Source organism: Natrinema sp. LJW11 (assembly GCF_056135975.1).
In genome coordinates this window covers 157,573-179,929 of sequence record NZ_JBWBDM010000009.1, presented here as the reverse complement: position 1 = coordinate 179,929, position 22,357 = coordinate 157,573, and the positions used below count along the sequence as shown (strand labels likewise).

22 protein-coding genes are annotated in these 22,357 nt (G+C 67.6%); 8 read left to right on the top strand and 14 right to left on the bottom strand.

The window, feature by feature from the left end:
- The coding region (locus AC0QDI_RS21600) for an ATP-binding protein (protein ID WP_474671733.1) at positions 1 to 840 on the bottom strand (840 nt) is incomplete at its 3' end.
- A 305-nt stretch (positions 841 to 1,145) separates the two neighbouring features.
- Between AC0QDI_RS21600 and AC0QDI_RS21595 the strand changes: the two genes are divergently transcribed.
- Positions 1,146 to 1,664, top strand: a complete 519-nt coding sequence (locus tag AC0QDI_RS21595; RefSeq protein ID WP_474671731.1) for a nicotinamide-nucleotide adenylyltransferase — start codon at positions 1,146 to 1,148, stop codon at positions 1,662 to 1,664.
- 111 nt (positions 1,665 to 1,775) lie between these two features.
- Positions 1,776 to 2,615 carry an SAM hydrolase/SAM-dependent halogenase family protein gene (locus AC0QDI_RS21590; protein ID WP_474671729.1) on the top strand — a complete coding sequence of 280 codons (840 nt, stop codon included), beginning with the start codon at positions 1,776 to 1,778 and terminating at the stop codon, positions 2,613 to 2,615.
- Positions 2,616 to 2,677: 62 nt separating this feature from the next.
- Here the strand turns inward: AC0QDI_RS21590 and AC0QDI_RS21585 are convergent, their stop codons facing one another.
- Positions 2,678 to 3,049, bottom strand: coding sequence for a HalOD1 output domain-containing protein (locus AC0QDI_RS21585; RefSeq protein WP_474671727.1), 372 nt, complete (start codon positions 3,047 to 3,049; stop codon positions 2,678 to 2,680).
- Between the two features lie 116 nt (positions 3,050 to 3,165).
- Entirely contained in the window at positions 3,166 to 4,710 is a 1,545-nt protein-coding gene (gene thsA / locus AC0QDI_RS21580; RefSeq protein WP_474671739.1) for a thermosome subunit alpha, read from the bottom strand.
- A 187-nt stretch (positions 4,711 to 4,897) separates the two neighbouring features.
- Between thsA and AC0QDI_RS21575 the strand changes: the two genes are divergently transcribed.
- A complete protein-coding gene (locus AC0QDI_RS21575) occupies positions 4,898 to 5,731 on the top strand; it encodes an amidohydrolase family protein (protein ID WP_474671725.1) in 834 nt (277 codons plus the stop codon).
- 1 nt (position 5,732) lies between these two features.
- Here AC0QDI_RS21575 and AC0QDI_RS21570 read toward each other — a convergent pair whose 3' ends face one another.
- The 3 genes from AC0QDI_RS21570 to AC0QDI_RS21560 all read right to left on the bottom strand — a co-directional run bounded on the left by AC0QDI_RS21570 (position 5,733) and on the right by AC0QDI_RS21560 (position 9,507).
- Complete coding sequence (locus tag AC0QDI_RS21570; protein ID WP_474671723.1) at positions 5,733 to 7,082, bottom strand: glycerate kinase type-2 family protein; 1,350 nt, start codon at positions 7,080 to 7,082, stop codon at positions 5,733 to 5,735.
- 674 nt (positions 7,083 to 7,756) lie between these two features.
- Positions 7,757 to 8,461, bottom strand: coding sequence for a hypothetical protein (locus AC0QDI_RS21565; RefSeq protein WP_474671721.1), 705 nt, complete (start codon positions 8,459 to 8,461; stop codon positions 7,757 to 7,759).
- Positions 8,462 to 8,532: 71 nt separating this feature from the next.
- Entirely contained in the window at positions 8,533 to 9,507 is a 975-nt protein-coding gene (locus tag AC0QDI_RS21560; RefSeq protein ID WP_474671719.1) for a nucleotidyltransferase family protein, read from the bottom strand.
- Positions 9,508 to 9,632: 125 nt separating this feature from the next.
- Here AC0QDI_RS21560 and AC0QDI_RS21555 point away from each other — a divergent pair, with 125 nt between their 5' ends.
- Together AC0QDI_RS21555 and AC0QDI_RS21550 are read left to right on the top strand one after the other, a co-directional pair.
- Positions 9,633 to 9,923, top strand: coding sequence for a transcriptional regulator (locus AC0QDI_RS21555; protein WP_474671717.1), 291 nt, complete (start codon positions 9,633 to 9,635; stop codon positions 9,921 to 9,923).
- A 194-nt stretch (positions 9,924 to 10,117) separates the two neighbouring features.
- Positions 10,118 to 10,501 carry a DUF7344 domain-containing protein gene (locus tag AC0QDI_RS21550; protein WP_474671715.1) on the top strand — a complete coding sequence of 128 codons (384 nt, stop codon included), beginning with the start codon at positions 10,118 to 10,120 and terminating at the stop codon, positions 10,499 to 10,501.
- Positions 10,502 to 10,588: 87 nt separating this feature from the next.
- On the opposite strand, the gene AC0QDI_RS21545 is transcribed toward AC0QDI_RS21550, so the two are convergent.
- Complete coding sequence (locus tag AC0QDI_RS21545) at positions 10,589 to 11,050, bottom strand: Rieske (2Fe-2S) protein (RefSeq protein ID WP_474671713.1); 462 nt, start codon at positions 11,048 to 11,050, stop codon at positions 10,589 to 10,591.
- 97 nt (positions 11,051 to 11,147) lie between these two features.
- Here AC0QDI_RS21545 and AC0QDI_RS21540 point away from each other — a divergent pair, with 97 nt between their 5' ends.
- Complete coding sequence (locus tag AC0QDI_RS21540; RefSeq protein ID WP_474671711.1) at positions 11,148 to 12,257, top strand: saccharopine dehydrogenase family protein; 1,110 nt, start codon at positions 11,148 to 11,150, stop codon at positions 12,255 to 12,257.
- Between the two features lie 136 nt (positions 12,258 to 12,393).
- Positions 12,394 to 12,810, top strand: coding sequence for a hypothetical protein (locus AC0QDI_RS21535; protein WP_474671709.1), 417 nt, complete (start codon positions 12,394 to 12,396; stop codon positions 12,808 to 12,810).
- Here the strand turns inward: AC0QDI_RS21535 and AC0QDI_RS21530 are convergent.
- From AC0QDI_RS21530 to AC0QDI_RS21510, 5 genes are all read right to left on the bottom strand, one after another.
- Entirely contained in the window at positions 12,801 to 13,679 is an 879-nt protein-coding gene (locus AC0QDI_RS21530) for an aminotransferase class IV (protein WP_474671707.1), read from the bottom strand. The genes AC0QDI_RS21535 and AC0QDI_RS21530 overlap by 10 nt on opposite strands.
- Positions 13,672 to 14,346, bottom strand: coding sequence for an anthranilate synthase component II (locus AC0QDI_RS21525; protein ID WP_474671705.1), 675 nt, complete (start codon positions 14,344 to 14,346; stop codon positions 13,672 to 13,674). Before AC0QDI_RS21525 ends, AC0QDI_RS21530 begins: the two co-directional genes overlap by 8 nt.
- A complete protein-coding gene (gene pabB / locus AC0QDI_RS21520; protein WP_474671703.1) occupies positions 14,339 to 16,003 on the bottom strand; it encodes an aminodeoxychorismate synthase, component I in 1,665 nt (554 codons plus the stop codon). Before pabB ends, AC0QDI_RS21525 begins: the two co-directional genes overlap by 8 nt.
- 183 nt (positions 16,004 to 16,186) lie before the next feature.
- Positions 16,187 to 16,891: a helix-hairpin-helix domain-containing protein gene (locus AC0QDI_RS21515; protein ID WP_474671701.1), complete on the bottom strand. Its 705-nt coding sequence runs from the start codon at positions 16,889 to 16,891 to the stop codon at positions 16,187 to 16,189.
- 76 nt (positions 16,892 to 16,967) lie between these two features.
- Entirely contained in the window at positions 16,968 to 17,771 is an 804-nt protein-coding gene (locus tag AC0QDI_RS21510) for a shikimate dehydrogenase (RefSeq protein ID WP_474671699.1), read from the bottom strand.
- A 132-nt stretch (positions 17,772 to 17,903) separates the two neighbouring features.
- Between AC0QDI_RS21510 and AC0QDI_RS21505 the strand changes: the two genes are divergently transcribed.
- Positions 17,904 to 18,848: a calcium/sodium antiporter gene (locus AC0QDI_RS21505; protein WP_474671697.1), complete on the top strand. Its 945-nt coding sequence runs from the start codon at positions 17,904 to 17,906 to the stop codon at positions 18,846 to 18,848.
- A 34-nt stretch (positions 18,849 to 18,882) separates the two neighbouring features.
- Here AC0QDI_RS21505 and AC0QDI_RS21500 read toward each other — a convergent pair whose 3' ends face one another.
- Both AC0QDI_RS21500 and AC0QDI_RS21495 read right to left on the bottom strand, forming a co-directional pair.
- A complete protein-coding gene (locus tag AC0QDI_RS21500; protein ID WP_474671695.1) occupies positions 18,883 to 19,866 on the bottom strand; it encodes a DUF7344 domain-containing protein in 984 nt (327 codons plus the stop codon).
- Positions 19,867 to 19,933: 67 nt separating this feature from the next.
- Positions 19,934 to 22,354 (bottom strand): PAS domain S-box protein, encoded by a 2,421-nt coding sequence (locus AC0QDI_RS21495; protein WP_474671693.1) that lies wholly within the window; start codon positions 22,352 to 22,354, stop codon positions 19,934 to 19,936.
- Positions 22,355 to 22,357 lie beyond the last annotated feature (3 nt).

Here is a 22,357-nt window from a genome sequence, read left to right as displayed (position 1 = left end):
GTCGCCCAGCAAGGCGCCGGCGTGGGCACCGGTCGCGTCCTCGAAGGGCGCGACGCGCTGCTCGCCGTTGTTGACGATCATGTTCGGCACCATCGCGTCGCTGCCCCGGGAGGTGTAGCGGAAGATCAGCCAGATGATCCCCGCCGCGAGGATGCCGAGCAGGAGCTGCCCGCCCGCCAGGATCGCGTACCCGAGGACGACCGCGATGATGATCCACATCAGGATCGAGCGCATCTGGTTGCGCTTGCGGGCTTCCTCCTTGTGCGCGTCGATGATCTGTTCACCCTTCCCCGCGGGGACGGTTCGGACCTTCGGCTCGTTGCCGTCGTCCGGATTGTGGTAGACTAAGACGTCCTGGAGATCCTCCTTGGGCAGCAGTTGGCTCATCGCCTTCGCCAGCATCGACTTGCCGGTCCCCGGCGAGCCGATCATCATGACGTGACGGCGCTGCTTCGCCGCCTTGATAATTATGTCTCGTGCCTCGTCCTGACCGATGACCTGATCGACGAGTCGATCGGGGACTTCGATGTCCTCCGTCGAGTCGATCTTCAGACCGCCCAGCAGGTCGTCCTCGGCGATCTCCTCGTCGACCTCGACGCCGGGATCGACCTCGACCGTGCTCCCCAGGTCCTCGACGGTCTCGATGTCGTCTCCCTCCGCCTCGTCGGACGACGGCTCGAACTCGTCCATCGGATCGTCGACGTCGGGACGACGGTCGCCGTCCTCCTCGAGCGGCGACTGATCTCCCTGACGCTCGGGCTGCTCCGCGGGCTGGTCCTCCTCGGGAGCAGCGTCGGGGGCGTCTTCGGGAGGGTCGTCAACGTTCGTATCGTTACTCATAGAACTCTGTTCAGTACCTGATTCGAAGGGATTGCGACTGATATACTTTCTCCATGCGGAGGATGCTGTCAGTCGCTGATACCGGGAGCGACAGCGGTCGACGAGCCGAATCAAGCGATAGCTACCGGATATTTAATACATTTTTAACTGGCGCGGAATATACGGTTACGAGACCAGTCACCAATCGTGGTAATTGCGGGCGGGTTAAAACGGGCTGTGGTCGGCGCGACCGGCCGCGACTCGGACCGCGCCGATTCGTGCGAAAACTCGCCACGCTTAAGCGCCGTGCCCGAGCAGTGTCCGGCATGACCCGGGGGTTCTACATCGGTCGTTTTCAGCCGTTCCACAACGGCCACCGGAGCATGGTCGAGGAGATCGCGAACGACGTCGACGAGCTCGTCCTCGGGATCGGGAGCGCCGACGATTCCCACACGGTCCGAAACCCGTTTACCGCGGGCGAGCGGATCATGATGATCACGAAGTCGCTGGTCGACTTCGATCTCGTGACCTACGCCGTTCCGATCGAGGATCTGGAACGGAACTCGGTGTGGGTGAGTCACGTCCAGAGCATGAGTCCGGACTTCGACGTGGCCTACTCGAACAACCCGCTCGTCATTCAGCTCTTTCGGGAGGCCGACATCGAGATCCGTCAGTCGCCGATGTTCAACCGCGACGTGCTCGAGGGATCCGAGGTCCGCCAGCGGATGATAACGGGCGGCGACTGGGAGTCGCTCGTCCCCGAAGCCGTCGTCGAGGTCGTCGGCGAGATGGACGGTATCGAGCGGATCCAGATGGTCAGCGATTCGGACTCGAACGGCGACTGAGTCGACTCGGCGATTCAGACGGTCCGTTGTACCGATGGCTCGGAGCAACCGCAAGACGGTTCGCGGTTGCGACGGAAATGACTTACAACAGTCCGTCTCAGAGTCACGATCATGATCACGCTCTCGTCGGACTTCGGCACGCCGTACCCCGCGGCGATGAAAGGAGTGATACTGCAGCGAACGGACGCCAGACTGGTCGACGTCGCCCATGATTTCCCCCGGCAGGACGTTCGAACGGCGGCCGTCTGGCTCCGAGAGGTGTTGCCGTATTTTCCGCCCGCGACGCACCTCGTGGTCGTCGATCCGGGCGTCGGCACCGACCGGAACGCGCTGGTCGTTCGCGCCGGCGACCACGCGCTCGTCGGGCCTGATAACGGCGTCTTGCTCCCCGCCGCTCGGCGACTCGCCGGCGAGGAGGGGCTCGAGACCGCGCTGATCGACGAGCGGGAGCTCGGCCCCGTCGAACCGACGACGCCGGCGGACTCGACGGCCGACTCGAGCGAGCGGCCGTCGACGGCCCGGAGTACCACGTTCCACGGCCGGGACGTCTTCGCCCCCGCCGCCGCCGCGGTTCACGACGCAGAGATCGACTCGCTCGGTTCGCTCGAGTGGCTCGAGCCCGGCACTGTGACCGTCGACCTCAAGCTTCCGGCGGCCGAGCTCGAGGGCGAGCGAGCGATCGGCGAGGTGCTGGTCGTCGACGGGTTCGGGAACGTCATCACGAACGTTCCCGGATCGGCTCTCGACGGTCGAGAGCGGATCCTGGCCAACAGCCGGTCCGTCCCGGTCGGAGCGACGTTCGCGGCCGTCCCCGCCGGGGAACGATTGGCGACCGTCGGCAGCCACGGCTACGTCGAACTCGACGTGAACCGGGGCCGCGGCGACGACGCATTCGGCCTCGAGTCCGGCGATCGGGTCGTCCTCGAGGCGGCCGAGGACGGCAGCGACTGACCGAACGGTGACCGCGATCCGCAACTCGAGTCGTCCCGGTCAGTCGTTCGCCGGCGTAGCCGTCAATCGTCAGCCGATGTAACCTGCTGTCGCGTCGGGTCGATGACGATCTCGCCGTCCGAACGCACGGTCACGGAACACTGCGAGAACGTAAAGGAGATAGAGCCGTCACCGACGCGGGGCTCGTCGCCCCGCCAGTGGATGAACAGCGCGTTCAACGCGTCCGGCTCGACGCACTCCGAGAGCGCCTCGAGATCGTCCGGTTCGACGCCGAAGATCGATGAGACGGTCATGAGCAGGGCCGTGCTCACCGGCTCGTATGTGCCGACCTCACACCACGTGTGATAGGTCCCTCGGTCATCGTCGTAGTAGATCGTCCGGTCGCTCGTCGTCCCGATCGGCGTCAGGCTCTCTCGCGGGGTTGTTCCGGACATAATAGTCCTAGGTCACACGTGTTAACACTTAACACTGCTGGCCGATGGTAATAGTCAGTGCTCCGGCGACGGGAACCGTAAAAAGCGAGCGGAAATGGCTGTCGCGAACAGCGACGTTATTCGGCGGCGATGACGTCGTCGATCCGGGCGATCATCGTCGCGGCTTCGGTCGCGCTCTCGACGGCTTCGCGCTTGACGTCGGCGGGGTCGATGACGCCGTACTCGAAGGGGTCGTCGATCGTGACTTCGTCACCGCTGGTGATCAGACCGGCTCGGCCCTCCGACTCGTGGGCGGCACGGAGGTCCACGAGGACGTCGATGGGGTCGCGGCCGGTGTTAGCTGCGAGCGTTCGGGGGACGATGTCGACCGCGTCGGCGAAAGCCGTCACGGCGAGTTGCTTGCGCCCCTCGATGCCGGCGGCTTCCTCGCGGATCTTGTCCGCGATCGCGATCTCGGTCGCGCCGGCGCCGGGAACGACTTCGCCGGATTCCAGCGCCGTCGCGACGACGTCGAGCGCGTCGCCGATGGCTCGCTCGAGTTCGTCGACGATGTGTTCGGTCCCGCCGCGGACGAAGACGGTGACCGTCTCGGCGGCCGCGCCGCCCTCGACGAACGCGAGATCGTCGTCGCCGAAGCTCTCGGTGTGGATCCGGTCGGCGGAGCCGAAGTCGGCGTCCTCGAGGTCCTCGAGCGCGCCGACGCGGCGAGCGCCGGTCGCGGAGGCGACCTGTCGGGCGTCGCTGTCGCCGAGGCCCTCGAAGACGAGGATGCCCTCGTTGGCGAGGGAGTTGGCGACGCGGTCGTTGACGTCCTCGGTGGTGAAGACGACGTCCGCCCCGCTCTCGGCGACGGTCTGGGCGTAGCCCTCGAGTTCGCCCTCCTCGGCGTCGATGGCGGCGTTGAGCTGGTCGATCGAGTCGATGGCGTACTCGGCGTCGACGTCGCCGGTTCGGACGCCGAGTTCGACGTCCAGAATCGCGATCGACGCGTTCTCGATCTCGGTGGGCATCCCGTCGTGGACCGGTTCCTCGTCGACGATGATGCCGGGGACGAGTTCGGTCGCGTTCGAGGAGGCACCGACCTGCGTGTGGACGGTGATGTTGTCGCGTGCGACGCCCTCGTCGGTGTCGACGTGACGGATCGCTTCGACGACCGTCTCGGCCAGCGATTCGGCCGTGAGACCGCCGGTTCCCTTGCCGGTCATACACGATTCGGCGACCTGCCGGAGGATTTCGTCGTCGACGTCGGCCTCGTTGACCTGCTCGGCGATCGCCTCGAGGGCGATCTCGCTGGCTTCGTGGTAGCCCTCGACGATGGTCGTCGCGTGGACGTCCTGCTCGATGAGATCCTCGGCCTCGCCGAGCAGGTTGCCGGCGAGCACCGCGGCGGTCGTCGTCCCGTCACCGACTTCTTCCTCCTGGGAGTCGGCGACCTCGACGATCATCTGAGCCGCGGGGTGTTCGATATCCATCTCGTTGAGAATGGTCGCGCCATCGTTGGTGATGACGACGTCCCCGCCGGAGTCGACGAGCATCTTGTCCATGCCGCGGGGTCCGAGTGTGGTCCGTACCGACTCGGCCACGGCCTTGCCGGCCATGATGTTGGACGACTGCGCGTCCCGGCCCTGCGTTCGCTGACTATCCTCGCTCATAATGAACATGGGCTGCCCACCCATGCGTCGCTGTTGTGCCATCGTTGTTCCTCACTAACCATGTCGTCAGCACTTCTATATAATTCTTTCCCTCCTACCGCCGCTCCGTCTGGCGATTGCGCGTGTGAACCGTCGACAGGCCGGTGGCGGCGGGAGCCGGTAGGGAAATATGGGTCGACTCGGAACACACCCGTGAATGCTGGAGCTGGAACACGGGTTTCGCGTCGTCGACGTCGCGACGCGGCTGCCGACGGCCGGCGGCAGCGGGGGGCCCCCGAGCCGAACGATTACGGCCGATCGACTCGAGCGAGAGATGCACCAGGCGGGGATCACCGGCTCGGTCGTCTACCCCCCGTCGCGGCCGGAAACGAGCTACGTCGCGCCGAACAACGGCGTCGCCAGGCGCAGCGTCGATCGGCCGTTCGTGGCCTTCGCTCGAATCAACGGGAGTCAGACCCCGGGCCGGAACGCGACCGGGCGGCTCCGCAACGCCGTCAGCCGTCGCGAGGACCGTCACACGTCCCCGAGCGACGTCGAGAAGTACGCGTACGACGACCGCTTCCACGGGTTCGTCCTCGACCCCGGGAACGACGACTACCCCGACGAAGACGTCCTCGCGGCGCTCGAGGACGTCGACCTGCCGGTGATCGTCCGCGGCGGCGTCGACGCGCCACCCGAGACGCTCGCCGAGACCCTCCTCGAGCGCTCGTTCCCCGTCGTCGTCGGTCGCTTCGGCGGTCACCCCCTGAACCGCTCGCTGATGGGCGAGATGATCGACCTGCTCGACGAGTACGACGACTGCTACCTCGAGACGAGTTTCGTCCGGTATCGCGAGCAACTCGAGCGCGCGCTCCGCGAACATCCCGACCGGGTGTTCTTCGGGAGCGGCGCGCCCGCCTGCCACCCCAACGTCGCGGTCATGGAGATCCTCACCCTCGACGTCTCGGAGGATCTGCTGCGACGCACGTTCTCGAAGAACGCCTGCCGCGTGATCGACGCGCTCACGGTGGACGCGGAACCCTGGAACTGAGCTACTCGCCGACGACCAGCACCCGCAGATCGTTCAGGTTCGTCCCGGTCGGCCCCGTGAAAATCAACCCGTTCCGTGACTCGAGGTACGGATACGCGTCGTTTTCTGCGAGGGCTTCCCGCGCTGTTTCGGGGTCCTCGACGGTCGTCTCGTCGACCACTGCGCCGGCCGCGTCGGTCGCGCCGTCGATCCCGTCGGTGTCGACCGCGGCGATCGTGATTCCCCCCTCGTTTTCGTTCTCGTCTCCGCCGTCTTCGAGTTCGAGCGCCGCGCTCGTCGCGAACTCCTGGTTCGGCCCGCCCGTCCCGTCGCCCCGGACCGTCACCGTCGTCTCGCCGCCCGAGAGGAGCACGGCCGGCGGTGAGACGGGGGTGCCGGTGGCCCGCACTTCCTCCGCGATGGCGACGTGGGTCGTCGCCGCCTCGCGGGCCTCGCCGCGAACGCGCGAGGAGAGCACGAGCGGTTCGTATCCACGTTCGGCCGCCGCGTCCCGGGCCGCTTCGATCACCGTCATCCCGTCGGCGACGACGTGATTCGAGACGGAGTCGAAGACGGGGTCGTCGGGACCCGGCGTCTCGGCGATTTCGCCGGCCGCGCCGCGCTCGAGGTGACTGGCAACGGCCTCTGGCGCGTCGATCCCGTACCGCTCGAGGACCGCGAGCGCGTCGTCGAACGTCGACTCGTCGGGCGCGACGGGGCCGCTCGCGATGACGCTCGGATCGTTCCCGACGACGTCGCTCAGGATCAGCGCGGCGACCGTCCCGGGCGCGGCGCGGCGAGCCAGTCGACCGCCCTTCAGCGCCGAGAGGTGCTTGCGGACCGCGTTGATCTCGCCGATGTCGGCCCCGCTCGCGAGCAGGGCGTCGGTCGTCGTCCGAAGGGCCTCGAGCGAGACGTCCCCGGCCGGTGCGGGCATGAGCGCGCTGCCGCCGCCGGTGATCGCCGCCAGCACGAGGGTCGATTCGGTCGCCGCGTCGGCCGCCTCGAGCACGTCCCGCGTTCCGTCGACGCCGCGCTCGCTCGGGACGGGATGGTCGCCTTCGCGAACCGCGACGCGCTCGGTTTCCGCCGGGTCGTCCGTCACGACCACGCCGCCGTCGATCCGATCGCCCAGAATCGTCTCGAGCGCGACGGCGACGTGGGCCGCTGCATTGCCGCCGCCGAGGACGACGAGTTCCTCGTACTCGCCGAGGTCGTAGGTCGCGTCCGCGACGCGGAGGGTCTCCCCCTCGAGCGCGACGGCGTCGCGGACGACCGTTCGCGGATGGCCGGCCTCGATCCCGACCTCGAGGCACTCGAGTGCGACCTCGCGGGTCTCGGTCGACGCAAGGCGATCTCGATCAGCGATCACGCGGGATCACCCGCGGCCGTCACCGACGGTCGCGTCTCGTCGCCGCTCGCTGGAGGGGCGGGCGCGACGGACAGCCGACCCGTCGTCGCCGACGGCTTCGAATCCGCCGTTCGAACGCAACGTTCCGGACGGTGCATAGGCGAGCAGTCGTCCGGAACCGGGTAAAGCTAGGGGGTTCGGACCATCTCGCGTGACGTGTCATGGTGCCGTTTCTCCGAGACGGAGTCACCCGGACGAGCGGACTGATCCCCTCGAGTGAATCAGCCACGGGGCGGAAAACAGCCTCGGGGGCAGCGGATCTCACGGCGGTCGAATGCGTCAGTGACTGGTTCTGTGGAGTGACTCCGGTGACGAGCCGGCGATACAGCTGTACTGCTCAGATGAGCACTGGGCAGGATACTCGGTACTGAGTTTGATGGAAGAAGTTCCCCGCTACCCTGGCAACAGGGAATCGCCACGTCCTCCCCAACCGATTCGTTCGCTCGCGGTACTCGCTCACTCATCCCTCGCGCAATATCGTCGGCCGCCCTCGCTACCACTCGGCCGGCCGACAGCGCGCGCCACTGCACGTCGGTTGGCCAGTCCGAAGTGCTACATAGATTGTCTGTACTGAACAATTCAGTACTAGTACCGCGAGCGGTCGAGAACCGTTCGAGGATGCAGTAACTAGTACGCTAGTTGCGGGCGGCCTCGAGAATCGCCTCGCGATCCGCCGGCTCGGTGGCCGTCCACCACGCGATCCGATCGATCTCGAGGGGGCCGTAGTCGGAGACGAACGCGAGCCACTCGCAGGAGGCGATCGTTCGACGGTTCGTCGACGTGTCGATCGGCGAGTCCTCGAGATCGTCGTCGACGTCCGAGAGCAGCCGTTCGACCGACGGATCCGGTCTGGGCGTATCGACGCCGGCGAGCTGGCGCAGGTACTGAAACGTCGCGAGACCGACGCCGGAGATCGAGCCGATCGGCTCCTCGTCGTAGCGGTAGTGGTCGGCCGTCGCGGCCCATCCCACGAGCGCCGCGAGATCGTCCGCTTCCGGCCGGTCCGCGAGGGCGCGAGCGATCTCGAGGAGGACATCGCGCTTTCGTTGTGCGCCCAGCGCCGCGACGAGGGCCTCGTCATCGCGGTCGAGAGCGGCCAGCGCCGCGAACGAGTCGACCCGATCGGTCGCGACGAACGCGTCGCGAAATCGCTCGACGGTCGGTTTGATCCCGTCGACGAAGCCCTGACCGGTCGACGCGGCGGCGGCCTCGGCGACGAGCAACAGCGGCTCGTCGCCGCTCCAGCGCCGATATTCGAGAAAGTCTCGCGCGAGTTCCGCGTGGGGCACGCCGTCGGCGTACGCCTCGAGGACCGTCCGGACCGCCTGGTCGGGACACATGCGTCTCACCACACATATCATACGGGGGACTGATAGCTGTATCGCCGACGTCGGTGCGCCCGAAGACGGCGTTATCGATCCGCGCCGTTCGTGATCGTCGTGTGAGCGCCGATGAGCGCCCCGGCGAGGTCGAGATCCTCGAGGTGGGTCCCCTGATCGATGATCGAGCGGCGGATGTCGCCGTTTCGAACCGTCGCGTTCGGGAAGATCACCGCGTGTTCGAGGGACGTTCCCTCGAGCGTTGCGCCGTCCATGACGTGGACGTTCTCGCCGAGCGTCGTGTCCTCGAGCGTCACCGAGTCGGCGACGAGCGACTCGCCGTCGAGGTGCCAGGAGACGGCGTCGAGATAGCTCTCGGGGGTACCGATGTCGTACCACGCGCCCTCGAAGGTGTAGGCGTAGGTGGCCTCGCGGTTTTGCAGCCACTGGACGAACCAGCCCGGCTCGTCGGGGTTGTTGCCGTCCTCGAGGTAGGTCGGGAGCAGATCCAGCGACTGGCGGGGGAACGCGTAGCAGGCGATCGAGACGAGCGTGCTCTTGGGATCGTCGGGTTTCTCCTGAAAGTCGACGACGCGATCGCCCTCGATCTCGACCAGACCGTAGGATTTCGCTTTCTCGCGGGAGCCGACGTCGTAGGCGGCGAGGGTGGGGGCGTCGTGGTCTTCGAAATAATCGAGGAAGTCGGCGACGTCGAAGCTGATCAGGTTGTCGCCGGCGATGACCAGGAGATCGTCGTCGACGTTCTCGCGGTCGATCAGTTGTGCGAGCGCCCCGACGACGCCGAACTTGTCGTCTTCCTCGGTCGTGTCCTCGACCGAGAGTCTGGGCTTGTCGAACTCGCTGTCCGCGAGGTGGGCCTCGAAGTCGGGTGCGAAGCGCTGATTCGTGCTGACGTAGACCTCGTCGATCCGGTCGTCCGCCTCGAGTTCAGCGAAGATGCGATCGATGACGGTCGACTCGCCGATCGGGAGGAACATCTTCGGCCGATGTTTGGTAATCGGCCACATTCGCGTCGCGTACCCGCCTGCAAGGACGACGGCCTTCATGGGCCGGTGTTCACCTGCGGGGTCTAAGTCACTTGTCCTTTCATAAGATCCGGGCCGGTCTCGCGACCGAGCGTCGGTGATTCTCGTCCGATAGTATAAAAGCGCGAGCGCCGTTGAGCAGACGTATGCGCGAGGCCGACGAAACGACGCGGCAGAAACTCGCCGACGCGCTCCGCGAGGAGCCGGCGACGCCCAGCGAGCTGGCCGTTCGACTCGATCTGACGCCGCACGCGATAGTCCGCCACGTCGAACACGTCTCGAAGTCGGTCGACGGATCGGACGAGCAGTTGCTCGTCGCGCCGCCGACGTGTCGCGACTGCGGGTTCGACGACTACGACGACCTCCTGAACCTGCCCTCGCGGTGTCCCGACTGCAAGAGCGAGTCCGTCGACGAGCCGACGTTCACGATCGAATGAGATCCCCGACTGTCACCGGCTCCCGATTGTCCAGTGAGAGTGACAATTGTCAGCCGGATTCGACACTAATATTTAGGGTGCAGGCGAGAACCCGATAGGAACCCTCGAGCGGACGGCGGCGTCGCGGGCCGGTGAAACGCCTATCGGTCGGTTTCCCTCACGTTCGCCCGAGGACGGCGCGGCACGGAGCACACATGACTTCCAGATCCCACCCGGAGCGAGATCCCGTCGAGTTCGTACGGGCAGCGTTCGACTGGCTCGACGAGGACGACGCACCCGACGCATCGGCCGAAACGCTCGACGACGCGTTCGCACTCCTCGCCGATCAGCGTCGGCGACTCCTCCTGTCGGTCCTGCACACCTACGGCGAGGAACTGACGCTGCCGGACGCGGCCGAGGAGGTGGCGATCCGCGAAACGGGAGACAACGTCGCGGACATTCCGGCCGAACAGGTCCAGGAAGTCTATCTCTCGCTCTACCACGATCACCTCCCGCGGCTGGTCGACGCCGGCCTGCTCGAGTACGATCAGGAACGGGATCTGGTCACTCCGGACGGCCTCTCCCAGAATCACCGATAGGCTGCGCACAGTCACACGGAGACTATTCGATTCTACGCCACCGGTTTAATCGTCCCCCGGACCGTCATCGGTCGCCGAGAGAAGCGACTAGAACTCGACGTTCGAACTCGAGGCACGATCGAGGTCGTCGCTCTCGATCGAGCCGAGACCGACGAACTCGTACTCCTCGTCCGTCAGGTAGACGTCGCCCTCGGAGACGGTCACCGCGAGGTCGGTGAGATAGGCGCCCTCGCAGGGACCGTAGGTACAGTGGCCGGAATCGGCCTCGAAGTACGCGCCGTGGTTCGCACAGATGAGTTCGCCGTCTCGCATCGGCGCGCCCGACCCCTTGTCCAGTTTGATGTGCGTCAGATGCTGGCAGTAGTTCAGCCAGCAGGCGACCGGCTCGTCGTCCGCCGCGTCCTCCGCGCGTTCCCCGCCGTCCGTCGCTGCGACGCCGTTCGTGACGAGAATCGCTTCCCGTTCCTCGCCCGACTCGTCGGTCACGCGAAAGCAAACCGTCGAGTCGTCGGGCACGTCCGACAACGCCGTGATCCGTCCTGCGTCCATCACCGCGTCCGTTACCGGTCGGTGGTCCTGAACGTTACGACACCGGGCAAGCACACGTCTGACTGAGATTTAAACCACTCTCCGCCCAAGGCCGCCTATGGACTCCCTTCTCATCTACGGCTCCTACGGCTACACGGGGCGGTTGATCGCGCGCGAGGCCGTCGCTCGAGGCGGCTCGCCCGCCGTCGCCGGTCGCGACGGCCGTGCGATCGCCGAGCAGAGCGACGAACTCGGCGTCGAGGGGCGGACGTTCGATCTCGAGTCCGACGACCTCGCGTCTCACCTCTCGTCGTTCGACGCCGTCCTGAACTGTGCTGGCCCGTTCGTCGACACCGCCGAGGCGCTGGTTACGGCTTGCCTCGAGACGGACACGGACTATCTGGATATCACGGGCGAGTTCCCGGTGTTCGAGGGACTCCGCCGGCGCGACGCCGCGGCTCGCGAGGCGGGCAGTATCCTCCTGCCCGGCGTCGGCTTCGACGTCGTGCCGTCGGACTGCCTGGCGGCCTTTCTCGCGGAACAACTCCCCGAGGCCGACGAGTTGCGACTCGGAATCAAGGGCGGCGGCGGGCTCTCGCGGGGCACCGCCAACACGCTCGTCGAGCACCTCGGCAACGGCGGCGTCGTCCGCCGAAACGGGCGGCTCATCCGGGTGCCGACCGCCTTCCGGACGCGCGAGATCGACTTCGGCGACGGGCCCGAACACGCCGTCACGATCCCGTGGGGGGACGTCGTCACCGCGGCCCACACGACGGGCATCGAGTCGATCGAGGTCTACGCCGCCGCGCCGTCGTGGGCGACGAGGGGACTGTCGGCCGTCGATTCGCTGGGATGGCTCCTCGAGCGCCGGCGCGTCGAGGGGCTGCTGAAGCGGCTGATCGACGCTCGCCTCGACGGGCCGGACGAACAGCAGTTGGCGACCGGCGGCGCCGTCGTCTGGGGCGAGGTCACCGCCGACGCCACCGGCCGGCGGGCGCGCGCTCGCCTGCGGACGCCGAACCCCTACGCACTCACAGCCGAGTCCGCGGTGACGGCCGCCGAACGGGTCCTCGAGGGCGGCGAGCGGATTCCCGCGGGCTTCCAGACGCCGGCGTCGGCATTGGGGAGCGAGTTCGCCCTCGAGCTGTCGGGGACGGAGCGCGAACTGATCGACGCACCGATCACGTCGGACGGGTCGGATAGAACGACCGTCGAACCCGAGCGCTGACGGGAACGCCCGCGATCGGGAGTCGTCCGTCCGTCGTCTTTCCGCCAACTAGCCGCGCGTCGATCCTCAGCGGGGGGCGAAACTGTTATCTGAGTGAACGTATTTATGTGCTGTCGCCTCGAGTCAGCAGTTATCGATGTCTTCCGATCGGCCGACCCTCCGCGAGCGGTACGCGGACGATTTACGCTCGGGCTCCCTGCCGGTCCTGCTCACCGCGGTTCCGATCGCGATGGTGGTCGCGCTCGGAAGCGCGTGGTACTGGGACGAGTCCACCGGCGGATTTCTCCTGTTGATGACGATCGGCGGACTCGTTCCCTACGCGCACGAAACGTACTGGCCGCAGGATCGGCCGTGGACGCGGGACGTGTTGTGGACCGTCGTTGCATCGGCCGTCGCGACCTGTCTGTTCGCCGGCAGTTATCTGCTCGCCGGAGCGGTGCTCACTGATTCGACCCACCGTGCGGCGATCGCCTTCGGCGCGACGGCGCTCGCCGGCTGGACGCTATCGTGGTCGCTTCGACGCCGACGATCGTCTCGCGCGCGTCACTCGTAACACAGGCGCTCGACGCGCTCGTCGTACAGCCGCGACAGTCGGTCCGTCACGGGACCGCCGCCGATCTCCCGCCCGTCGAGCGTCGCGATCGGCCGCAGTTCCCAGGTTCGATTCGTGAGAAACGCCTCGTCGGCCTCGAGCACGTCGGCCGGCTCGTAGCGCCCCTCGTGAACCGACAGCCCGGCCCTCCGAGCGAGTTCGAAGACGATCGCTCGGGTGATCCCCGGCAGGACGGGACCGTCGATCGTCGGCGTGAAGAGTTCGCCGTCGCGGACGAACCACAGGTTGCTCGTCGCCCCCTCGGACACGCGCCCCTCGAGGTCGCACATGAGCGCCTCGTCGGCCCCGTTATCGAGTTCCGCGCGTGCGAGGATTCCGTTCAGATAGTTGTGGGTCTTCGCCGCTGCCGGAATGGCTTCGTCGGGGACTCGCCGCGTCTCGACCGTCTGAACCGTCGCCGGGCCGTCCCAGACGGGTTCGCCCCCGAGCCCCCCACGGGGGAGCGGTTTGACGTAGATTACGACGGTCGGGGTGACGTCGGCCCGGGGCGTCAGTTTACCCGGCTGGACGCCGCGCGTGATCGAGAGGCGAACGTAGGCGTCCGCGAGGTCGTTCGCCGCGAGCGTCTCGTAAATCCGCTCCCGGAGGTCGCTCGCGGCGAGGCCGTGCTCGAGCGAGAGGGCCTCGCAGGTTCGCTCGAGGCGCTCGAGGTGGCGCTCCCACGCGAAGATCGTACCGCCGTAGGCCCGCAGCGTCTCGAAGGCGGCGTCGCCGTACCGAAAACCGCGGTCGGCCACGCTGACGGTCGCCTCGCCCGCGGGAACGATTTCGCCATCGACGTGGTAGTAGCGGTCGTCGCCGTCAGTCATCCCGTCTCTCCTCCGCCGCCGTCGCTTCCGCGGCGAACCGACAGAAGTTGGCGATCATGCGCTTCCCGACCCGCAACGAGATGCCGTCGCCGCCGGCCGCGTCGTCGTGACCCCGCGTCAGGATGCTCTCGGGGTGAAACTGGACGCCGACGTGGGGCCGCTCGCGGTGTCGAACCCCCATCAGGACGCCGCGCTCGTCGATCGTCTGCGCCGTCTCGAGCAGCGAATCGGGGAGGTCGGCGCGGTCGACCGCCAGCGAGTGGTAGCGCCCGACCTGAAACGTCTCCGGCAACGCGGCGAAGATCCCGTCGCCGTCGTGCTCGATCGTCGAGGGCTTGCCGTGGACGACGTCGGGCGCGTGGACGACCGGCGCGCCGTTGGCCGCACAGAGGGCCTGATGACCGAGACAGACCCCCAGAATCGGGTACTCCGTCTCGGCGAACAGCGGGATCGAGATCCCGGCCGCTTCGGGCGTTCCCGGCCCCGGCGAGACGACGATGCCGGTCGGATCGATCGACTCGAGGGCGGAAAGACCGATCGCGTCGTTGCGCCGGACCACGACGTCGTCCGCGATCTCTCCCACGTACTGCACGAGGTTGTACGCGAACGAATCGTAGTTGTCGACGACGAGGATACGCGTCTCGTCGACCGGCGCGCGCTCAGTCATTCGAATCACCGCCGCCCCGGCCGTCGAGTGGCGTCGCCTCGCCGTCGGCCGGCACCCCGTCGCCGCCGACCTCGAGCCCCAGTTCGGCCCGCTCGCCTAACGCCTCGTCGACCGCGGTGATGAGCGCGCGAGCCTTGTCGAGGGTTTCGTCGTACTCCCGGACCGGGTCGGAGTCGTGGACGATCCCCGCGCCGACCCGCAGGTGATACTCCTCGGCGTGGCGGACCAGCGTCCGGATGACGATATTGAGCGTGGCCCGCCCGTCGAAGCCGAAGATGCCGACGCTGCCCGTGTAGGGCCCGCGCCGGGTCGCCTCGAGTTCGTCGATGATCTCCATCGTCCGCGGTTTGGGCGCGCCGGTGATCGTCCCGCCCGGGAAGACCGCCGCGACGGCGTCGGCCAGCGTCTCGTCGTCGCGCAACCGACCGGTCACGTTCGAGACGAGGTGCATCACCTCGGCGTAGCGGTCGATCCGGCGGTACTCCTCGACCGCGACGGAGCCGTACTCGCAGACCTTCCCGAGGTCGTTGCGTTCGAGGTCGACCAGCATGGCGTGCTCGGCGCGTTCCTTCTCGTCGGAGAGCAGGTCGTCCTCGAGCGCGGCGTCCGCCTCGGCCGTCTCGCCGCGCGGTCGAGTCCCCGCAATAGGCTCCGTCCGAACGGCATTGCCCTCGCGCTCGAGCAGCAACTCGGGACTCGCGCTCACCAGATCGGCCGCCCGGAACTCGAGCAGACAGGAGTAGGGCGCCGGGTTGACCCGGCGCAGCGCGTCGTAGGCCGCGACGGGGTGGACCGCGGCCGGCGCGACCAGCCGCTGAGAGACGTTGGCCTGAAAGGTGTCGCCCTCGCGAACGTGCGCCTTGACCCGTCGCACGCGGTCGGCGAACGCCTCCCGACCGCAGTCGCTCTCGAAGGTCGCTTCCGGGCTCGAGACCGGCGGGTCGCCGATTCCGGGATCGCCGTCGCGGACGGCCTCGGCGAGCTCGAGCGCCCGGTCGCGGCCGCGCTCGTAGGCCGACTCGAGGGCGGCGTCGGTCGGTTCCGCGTCGCGCTGGGAATCGGTGTCGGAATCGAAATCGGGGTCGCGATCGCCGATCCGCGGACAGGCCGTGATCCGCAGCGTTACGTCGCCGTCGGCGGGCTCCTCCCAGGCCGCGAACCGATCGTAGACCGCGACCTCGAGACGGGGAAGCCCTCGGTCGTCGATCGCAGCGTCGGGCAGGGTCTCGAGTTCGCGGGCCACGTCGTAGGAGAGCCAGCCGACGGCCCCGCAGGGAACGGGCACGTCGCAGTTTCCGCGGACGAGCCGATCGCCCGCGAGCAGCCCCTCGAGTGCGGCGAGCGTCGGCGAGCGCTCCGAGTCGCGGGTTCGCGTCGCGGCGTCGGGACCGACGGTCAGCCGGTCGACGGGGTCGACGCCGAAGTAGCCCCAGCCGGGCTGGCCGCCGGTCGTCTCGAGGAAGGCGGAGCCGTCACCGCCGCGCGCTCGCCGGTAGGCGAGAAACGGATCGCCGACGGACACGCGAACTTCGACGGGGACGCGGCGTCCGGCGGTCGGCGACGGCGCGGCGCGTTCCGTCGCCGACCCGCCGGGTTCGCGGTCGCGAGCGGCGGCGCGAAACGAGTCGAGCGTCGTCACGACGCGCGGATCGCTCATGCCCCTCGAGAGGAGGGCGGGGATAATCAGCTTGCGGTTTCGGGGGCGCGGAACAGCCCAGAAATCGGCGACGCGAACGGTCGAAATTGACGCGGAGATGCGCGGTTCGCAGAAGAGAGTGAAACGGAGATGGAGGTGGGAAAGAGAGGAACGAGGGAGGTGTAACGGGCGACGTGCCGTCCGTTATCTGACTTCGGCGCGATCGATCCAGCCCTGGATTCGCGTCTCGGAGATGTCGGTCTGTTCGGCCAGTTCGGCGGCGTCGGCGGCGGCGAGTTCGCCGATCGTGTCGACGCCCGCGCCGGCGAGGCGGTCGGCATAGGCGGGTCCGATCCCCTTGATCTCGACGACGGGTTCCGGGTTGGCCGCTTCGGGCTCGGCCTCCGCCTCCGGTTCGGGTTCCGCTTCCGACTCGGATTCGACCTCCGTTTCCGGTTCGGATTCCGTTTCCGTCTCCGCTTTCGGCTCCGAGTCCGGATCAGAGTCGGTGTCGTCGACCGGCTCGGATTCGGTGTCGGCCTCGACCTCGGCGGCCCCTGCCGATTCGAGCGTCGACTCGCTGTCGGCGGTCTCTCCGTCAGTCACGGGCTCCGTCGCTGCGTCGGGTTCGGCCTCTTCGACGGGCGACTCGTTGCTCGTGTCGGCCGACTCCGCCGCCGTCGATTCCGACGGTTCCGTCGAGTCGTCCCGCCGCGAGCCGGTCGCGGCCGACTGCGTCGGCTCGGCACTCGCGTCGGCGGCCGTTTCGTCTCGATCCGCGTCGACGGCAGCCCCGTCGTCCGCCGTCCCTTCCCGTTCGACCGTTACCCCGACCTCTCGAGTGCCCCCGCGCTCCGACTCCGAGTCGTCGAACCCCAACAGGGACTTCAGCTTCTGGAGGATTGCCATTATCTCGACGTAGTGGGTTCCACCACTTAAATTCGCCTGATACTGTCACAGCGGCGGCTCCAGACACCGCGTCGGCTCACAGTCGCGATCGCAGGGTTCTATTCATAACATCGACGGGTGCGTCCCGGCCCGTCCAGATTTCGAACGCCTCGACGCCCTGATAGAGCAACATCCACGCGCCGTCGATAGTCGCCGCCCCGGCGGCGGCCGCATCGCGCAGGAGCCGCGTTTCGATCGGGGTGTAAACCGCATCGAGGACGGTCAACTCGTCGTGGAGCGCGTCCGCGGGGACCGGCGTCTCGGCCGATTCCATCCCGACGCTCGTGGCGTTGACCAGCACGTCGGCGTCGGCGACGAGTCCGTCGAGCTCGCCGAGCCCGTGGTCGGTCGCGCGGGGGACCTCGGCCGCGAGGTCGCGGGCCGTCGACTCGGTTCGGTTGGCGATCGCGACCGTCGCGCCGGCGTCGGCGAGTCCGAAGGAGACCGCCCTGCCGGCACCGCCGGCGCCGACGACGACCGCGCGCGCACCCTCGACTCGGACGTCGTGATGGCGCAACGCGCGCAGCGCGCCGACGGCGTCGGTGTTGTACCCCGTCGGCGGGCCCGAACCCGAGAAGTCGATCGTGTTGACCGCGCCGATCCGGGTCGCCAGATCCTCCGGCGCGACGATCTCGAGCGCGTCCCGTTTGAACGGGATCGTCACGTTGAGCCCCGCGATTCCGAGCGCGTCGGCCCCGCGGATCGCGTCGTCGATATCGTCTTCGTCGGGCTCGAAGGTCACGTAGCGCGCCTCGAGGCCGAGTTCGTCGTACGCGGCCTCGTGCATCAGCGGCGACAGCGAGTGACCGACCGGATTGCCGAGTAAACCGTAAACGTCCATAGCCATCGTTTCCCGTCACTCGACGCGGCAGGACCATAACCGGTCTGGCTTCTACTGCGTTCGGACGGACTGAACGCACGACCGACGGTCCGTTTCGCGTCGTTTTTACACCCCTCTCGAGTAGCCGGTGCCATGCTCTCCGGAACCCCGCTCGATCTCCTCTTGCTGGCGGGCGGGATCGTCGCGTTGTACGGTGGTGCCGAGTTGCTGGTCGCGGGCGCGGGGCGGCTGGCGCTGGGGATCGGGCTCCGGGCCGCGACCGTCGGCGTGACGGTGATCGCGTTCGCGACGACCGCGCCGGAACTGTTCGTCTCGACGATCGGCGCGCTGAACGTCTCGAGCGACATCGGACTCGGCACGATCGTCGGCTCGAACATCGCGAACATCGGACTGGTGCTCGGGATCTCCGCGCTGATCAAACCGTTACAGATCGGCGACCGGGTGCTCCGGCGGCACGTTCCCGTGATGGTGCTGGCGGCGATCCTGTTGGTCGGCCTCGGCGCGAACGGACGGATCGGTCGCCTCGAGGGAGTGGTCTTCCTGCTGGTCCTCGCGGGATTCACGGCGGGTATTCTGCACTCCGTCAGCGGGGAGTCCCCGCCGATGGTCGACGAACCCGACGCGGAGTCGGGTGCGTCTGTGCGAGACGTCGCGCTCGTCGTCGGCGGGCTGGTCGCGCTCGTCGTCGGCTCGCGGTGGCTCGTCGCCGGCGGGACGAGCCTGCTGTCGGCGCTCGGCGTCTCGGATCTCGTTATCGGGCTGACCGTGCTCGCCCTCGGCACGTCGCTCCCGGAACTGGCGGCCTCGGTCGTAGGCGCGGTCCGCGGCAAGACGGCTTTCGCCGTGGGCAACGTCGTCGGTTCGAACATCTACAACATCCTCGCGGTGCTGGGTGTCGTGGCGTTGATCACGCCGATCGAGATCCGACCGTCGACGCTCCGGTTCGAACTCCCCGTCATGGTCGCGTTCACCCTCGCGCTGATCGGGCTGATGGCGTACGGCCGGCGGCTGACGCGGGTCGACGGCGCGATTCTCGTCCTCGGTTACGTCGGGTTCGTCTTCCTTCTCGTTCCGTGATCGGGGGAGCGCTCGCGGGACCGCGTCACGGAGTTTACGTCGACGGCCCGCCGTGCGGATCGCTCGCGGCCGACGACTCGCCGGGCGGATTCGTGACCTCCCGCGAAGACGACGATCCGTCGGCGGCGGATCGTTCGGCTCGCGGCCGCGCCAGCGTCCACAGCATCCGATCACCGTTCGCCGCTGACGCCGTCGGGACCGGCGCGTCCGCGGCCGTCGATTCGGTCGTCGACCCGTCCGAAGCACCGCCCGAGTCGGAACGCCGATCCGGTCGGGTGGATCGGCGGACGATATCTGCAACGTCGGCGAGTGGCCCCTCGGTCATCCAGTCGATCCGCCACTGCGGTGCGTCGGTCGCGAGCGCGACCTGCGCCGCCTCGGCGTCGTACTCGACGAGACCCGCGTCGGACAGTATCGGGAGGTGCTCGTGGACGAGCGCCGTCGAGACGGTGGAACACTCGGCCTCGGTGACGTCGACGAGCCGCGTCCCGTCGCCGCCCTCTCGCGCGACGACCGCCGCGGCGAGATCGGTGACGGAGACGGTTCCGCGCCGCCTCGAGAGGACGGCACAGACGGCTCGGCGACGCGGCTTGCGAAGGGCCTCGAGGGTCCGGTCGACCGTCGTCTCGTCGACGGGAAGCGTTTCGCCGGTCGGATCGGCGAGGAGCGAACGGACCCACTCCGACTCGAAGACGGGGTGCTCCGCGAGGGCGAGGGTCGTTTCGCCACCGTCTGTGCGTCGGGTCACGAGTCCGGCGTCGACGAGCCGCGGAACGTGGGCGTGAATTAAGTCCGTGTGAACGTGCTCACACTGTTCGTCGGTAACGATCGGACAGTCGCGTTCCACGGTCGCGACATCGATCGCGAGTCGTTCCATCGACGACCGTTTCGACGCTGACGAGCGGTCGGTCGAAGTCGTGTCCTCGCGCTCGAGCAGCGTCGCGAGCAGGTATCGCCGTCGCGGCGCTGCGAGGACGTCAAGCGCCGTCGTCAGTTCGACGGATGGGGGTGTACTCATTGCCAGATAGAGACAACGAGCGGGGGAAAGGAGTGTACCAGCATGCTCTGGTATCGGACGGTGGTCGTCAGTCGGTCGTGTCGAAATACGCCGAGAGGAGCTTCGCCTGTGCGACTCTGAGGTGCTGGTGGAAGGTCTGTCGGGCGATGTCGAGTCGGTCCGCGATCTCGGACGCATCGCTGTTTCGCGTCGGCCACTCGAAGTAGCCACCGTGGTAGGCCGCCTCGAGAGCCGTGCGCTGTTTGTCGGTCAGCAGCGACTCGACGGTTCGCCGGAAGTCGCCGCGCGTCTCGACCGGGCGCTCGACCGTTTGCTTCGAGCGGAGTCGACTGTCGGGGTACGTCGACGTGATCCGATCGACGAGTCCGCGAAGGTCCGCATTGGGGCTGACCTGGACCGTCAGCTCCGCGACGCCGTCGCGGATCGTTTTCGACTGCAGTCGCGCGCCGTAATCCGCGAGGTGATCGGTGATCGTCGATCCGCGGACGACGCACTCCCAGTAGCTCTCGTCGTCGTCGTCGATGAGCCGCAGTTCGGTGAACGCGTCGTCGTCGCGAGCGACCTCGCGGATGCGCTCGGGGTCGGCGTCGGACGCGGTGACATAATAGACGAACACCCCGTCCGTCAGCGGCAACACGTGGTCGATCGACAGCGTACAACCGAGCTCGTCCGAGAGTCTGATGCAGGCATCGCCCCGATCGGTCGACTCGAACTCGAGTTCGATAACGGTGTCCTGATAGAGGAGTTGGCGGAGCGTCATCGCGTTGATCGCGTGACCGACCGTCCCTCCGAACTCCTGGAGCACCTCCCGCTCCCGGTCGGCGAAGGCCGACGGCTCGTCCGCGGCGATCACGAGCGCCCCGAGGGATCGATCGATCGCGACGATCGGAACGACGGCGACGGAGCCGTACTCCTCCTCGTCGGCGTGGTGTCGCCACGCCTCGATCGGACTCTCGCCGAGGAACCGATACCGCTGTACGGAACGGTTTTCAAGGACCGACGCGCCGTCCGCGTCGGTCGGCGGATCGACGAACGACGAGAGAACGGGCGCAGACTGCGCGTCGATTCCCGCCCAGGCCGCGGGTTCCCACGCGTCGCCGTCGGTCGTCGCCGCGGTACCGACTCGACCGATAACCGCGAACCGGTAGGCGTCGGCCGACGCGAACTCCTGAACGATCGCGGTCTCGATTTCGTCGCGAGTATCGGCCGCGACCATCGTCTCGTCGATCGTCCGAATAACCGCATTGAGTCGTTCCAGTCGCTCGAGTTCGCGCTCGCGGGCCTTGCGATCGCGAACGTCTCGGCCGACGCCGGTGAAGCCGAGCACGGTACCGTCGTCGTCGGTGATCCGGGCGCTGTTGAACTCGTAGGGGATTCGCCGGCCGTCTTTCGTGAGGATCTTCCCTTCGGCGGTGACGCGCTCGCCGTCATCGAGGATGCGCTCGATCGCGTCGCCGATGTGCTCGCGGTCCTCCGGTGCGATGAACGTAAGCGGATCGAGGCCCGCGAGTTCGTCCGGTTCGTAGTCCGTCGCGCGTTCGAACTGATCGTTCCACTCGATCAGGTTTCCCTCGGCGTCGTACGCGTAGAGCAGATCCGGTTGCGCTTCGAGGATGCTCTCCGTGAACGCTTTCTCCTCCCGAAGCGCGCGCTCGCGGGCCTCGCGCTCGCTGATGTCGCGGCCGGTCCCGGTAAAGCCGAGCACGGTGCCGTCGTCGTCGGTGATTCGGGCGCTGTTGAACTCGTAGGGGATCCGACGGCCGTCCTTCGTCAGGAGGTCCGCCTCGGCGGTCACGTACTCGTCTTCCTCGAGAATCCGCTGAATCGCCGCGGCGATTCGATCCCGGTCGTCCGGTGCGATGAATTCGAGCGGGGCCATCTCGGCCAGTTCCGACTCGGTGTAGCCCGTCACCGCCGGCAACCGATCGTTCCACTCGAGGTGATTGCCCGTCGCGTCGAACGCGTAGACGATGTCCGGTTGCGCCTCGAAGACGTGTTCGGCGAAGGCCTTCTCCTCCCGAAGGTCCCGAATCCGCTCGCGCTCCTCGGTTCGGTCGTGGACGAACCAGACGTACCCACCGAGACCGGCGTCCGAACGATCGGCGGGGACGCCGGCCTCGCCGCCCTCCCGGACCGCCGCGATCCCCTCGCGAGCCCAGAACCGACTCCCGTCGCTCCGGACGCGCCACCCGTCGGTCTCGGCGGTTCCGTCGGCTCTCGCTCGCTCGAGCAACCGTTCCGGCCGGCCGTCGTCGCGATCGTCCGGCGGGAAGACGGTCCGATAATGGGAGCCGACGATCGTCTCCCCCTCGTATCCCGTGAGGCGATGCGCACCCGCGTTCCACGCGCCGATGCACCCGTCGGCATCGAAGGGAACGATAGCGCAATCACCGGTGAGCGAGCTCAGGTCGGCGATGTCGAGATCGAAATCGACCGACCGATCTCCGGCTTCGGTGTGGGTCGATTCGTTCGACGTGTTCTCGGTCATTGA

Excerpts from the sequence above, each read along its gene's own strand:
- AC0QDI_RS21590 (WP_474671729.1), top strand. The coding sequence starts at position 1,776 with ATGATCACGCTCTCGTCGGACTTCGGCACGCCGTACCCCGCGGCGATG.
- AC0QDI_RS21525 (WP_474671705.1), bottom strand. The coding sequence starts at position 14,346 with ATGACTGAGCGCGCGCCGGTCGACGAGACGCGTATCCTCGTCGTCGAC.
- AC0QDI_RS21540 (WP_474671711.1), top strand. The coding sequence starts at position 11,148 with ATGGACTCCCTTCTCATCTACGGCTCCTACGGCTACACGGGGCGGTTG.
- AC0QDI_RS21565 (WP_474671721.1), bottom strand. The coding sequence starts at position 8,461 with ATGTGTCCCGACCAGGCGGTCCGGACGGTCCTCGAGGCGTACGCCGAC.
- AC0QDI_RS21575 (WP_474671725.1), top strand. The coding sequence starts at position 4,898 with ATGCTGGAGCTGGAACACGGGTTTCGCGTCGTCGACGTCGCGACGCGG.
- AC0QDI_RS21500 (WP_474671695.1), bottom strand. The coding sequence starts at position 19,866 with ATGAGTACACCCCCATCCGTCGAACTGACGACGGCGCTTGACGTCCTC.
- pabB (WP_474671703.1), bottom strand. The coding sequence starts at position 16,003 with ATGAGCGATCCGCGCGTCGTGACGACGCTCGACTCGTTTCGCGCCGCC.
- AC0QDI_RS21535 (WP_474671709.1), top strand. The coding sequence starts at position 12,394 with ATGTCTTCCGATCGGCCGACCCTCCGCGAGCGGTACGCGGACGATTTA.
- AC0QDI_RS21595 (WP_474671731.1), top strand. The coding sequence starts at position 1,146 with ATGACCCGGGGGTTCTACATCGGTCGTTTTCAGCCGTTCCACAACGGC.
- AC0QDI_RS21545 (WP_474671713.1), bottom strand. The coding sequence starts at position 11,050 with ATGGACGCAGGACGGATCACGGCGTTGTCGGACGTGCCCGACGACTCG.
- AC0QDI_RS21550 (WP_474671715.1), top strand. The coding sequence starts at position 10,118 with ATGACTTCCAGATCCCACCCGGAGCGAGATCCCGTCGAGTTCGTACGG.
- AC0QDI_RS21585 (WP_474671727.1), bottom strand. The coding sequence starts at position 3,049 with ATGTCCGGAACAACCCCGCGAGAGAGCCTGACGCCGATCGGGACGACG.
- AC0QDI_RS21515 (WP_474671701.1), bottom strand. The coding sequence starts at position 16,891 with ATGGCAATCCTCCAGAAGCTGAAGTCCCTGTTGGGGTTCGACGACTCG.
- AC0QDI_RS21510 (WP_474671699.1), bottom strand. The coding sequence starts at position 17,771 with ATGGACGTTTACGGTTTACTCGGCAATCCGGTCGGTCACTCGCTGTCG.
- AC0QDI_RS21555 (WP_474671717.1), top strand. The coding sequence starts at position 9,633 with ATGCGCGAGGCCGACGAAACGACGCGGCAGAAACTCGCCGACGCGCTC.
- AC0QDI_RS21505 (WP_474671697.1), top strand. The coding sequence starts at position 17,904 with ATGCTCTCCGGAACCCCGCTCGATCTCCTCTTGCTGGCGGGCGGGATC.
- AC0QDI_RS21560 (WP_474671719.1), bottom strand. The coding sequence starts at position 9,507 with ATGAAGGCCGTCGTCCTTGCAGGCGGGTACGCGACGCGAATGTGGCCG.
- thsA (WP_474671739.1), bottom strand. The coding sequence starts at position 4,710 with ATGTTCATTATGAGCGAGGATAGTCAGCGAACGCAGGGCCGGGACGCG.
- AC0QDI_RS21495 (WP_474671693.1), bottom strand. The coding sequence starts at position 22,354 with ATGACCGAGAACACGTCGAACGAATCGACCCACACCGAAGCCGGAGAT.
- AC0QDI_RS21530 (WP_474671707.1), bottom strand. The coding sequence starts at position 13,679 with ATGACTGACGGCGACGACCGCTACTACCACGTCGATGGCGAAATCGTT.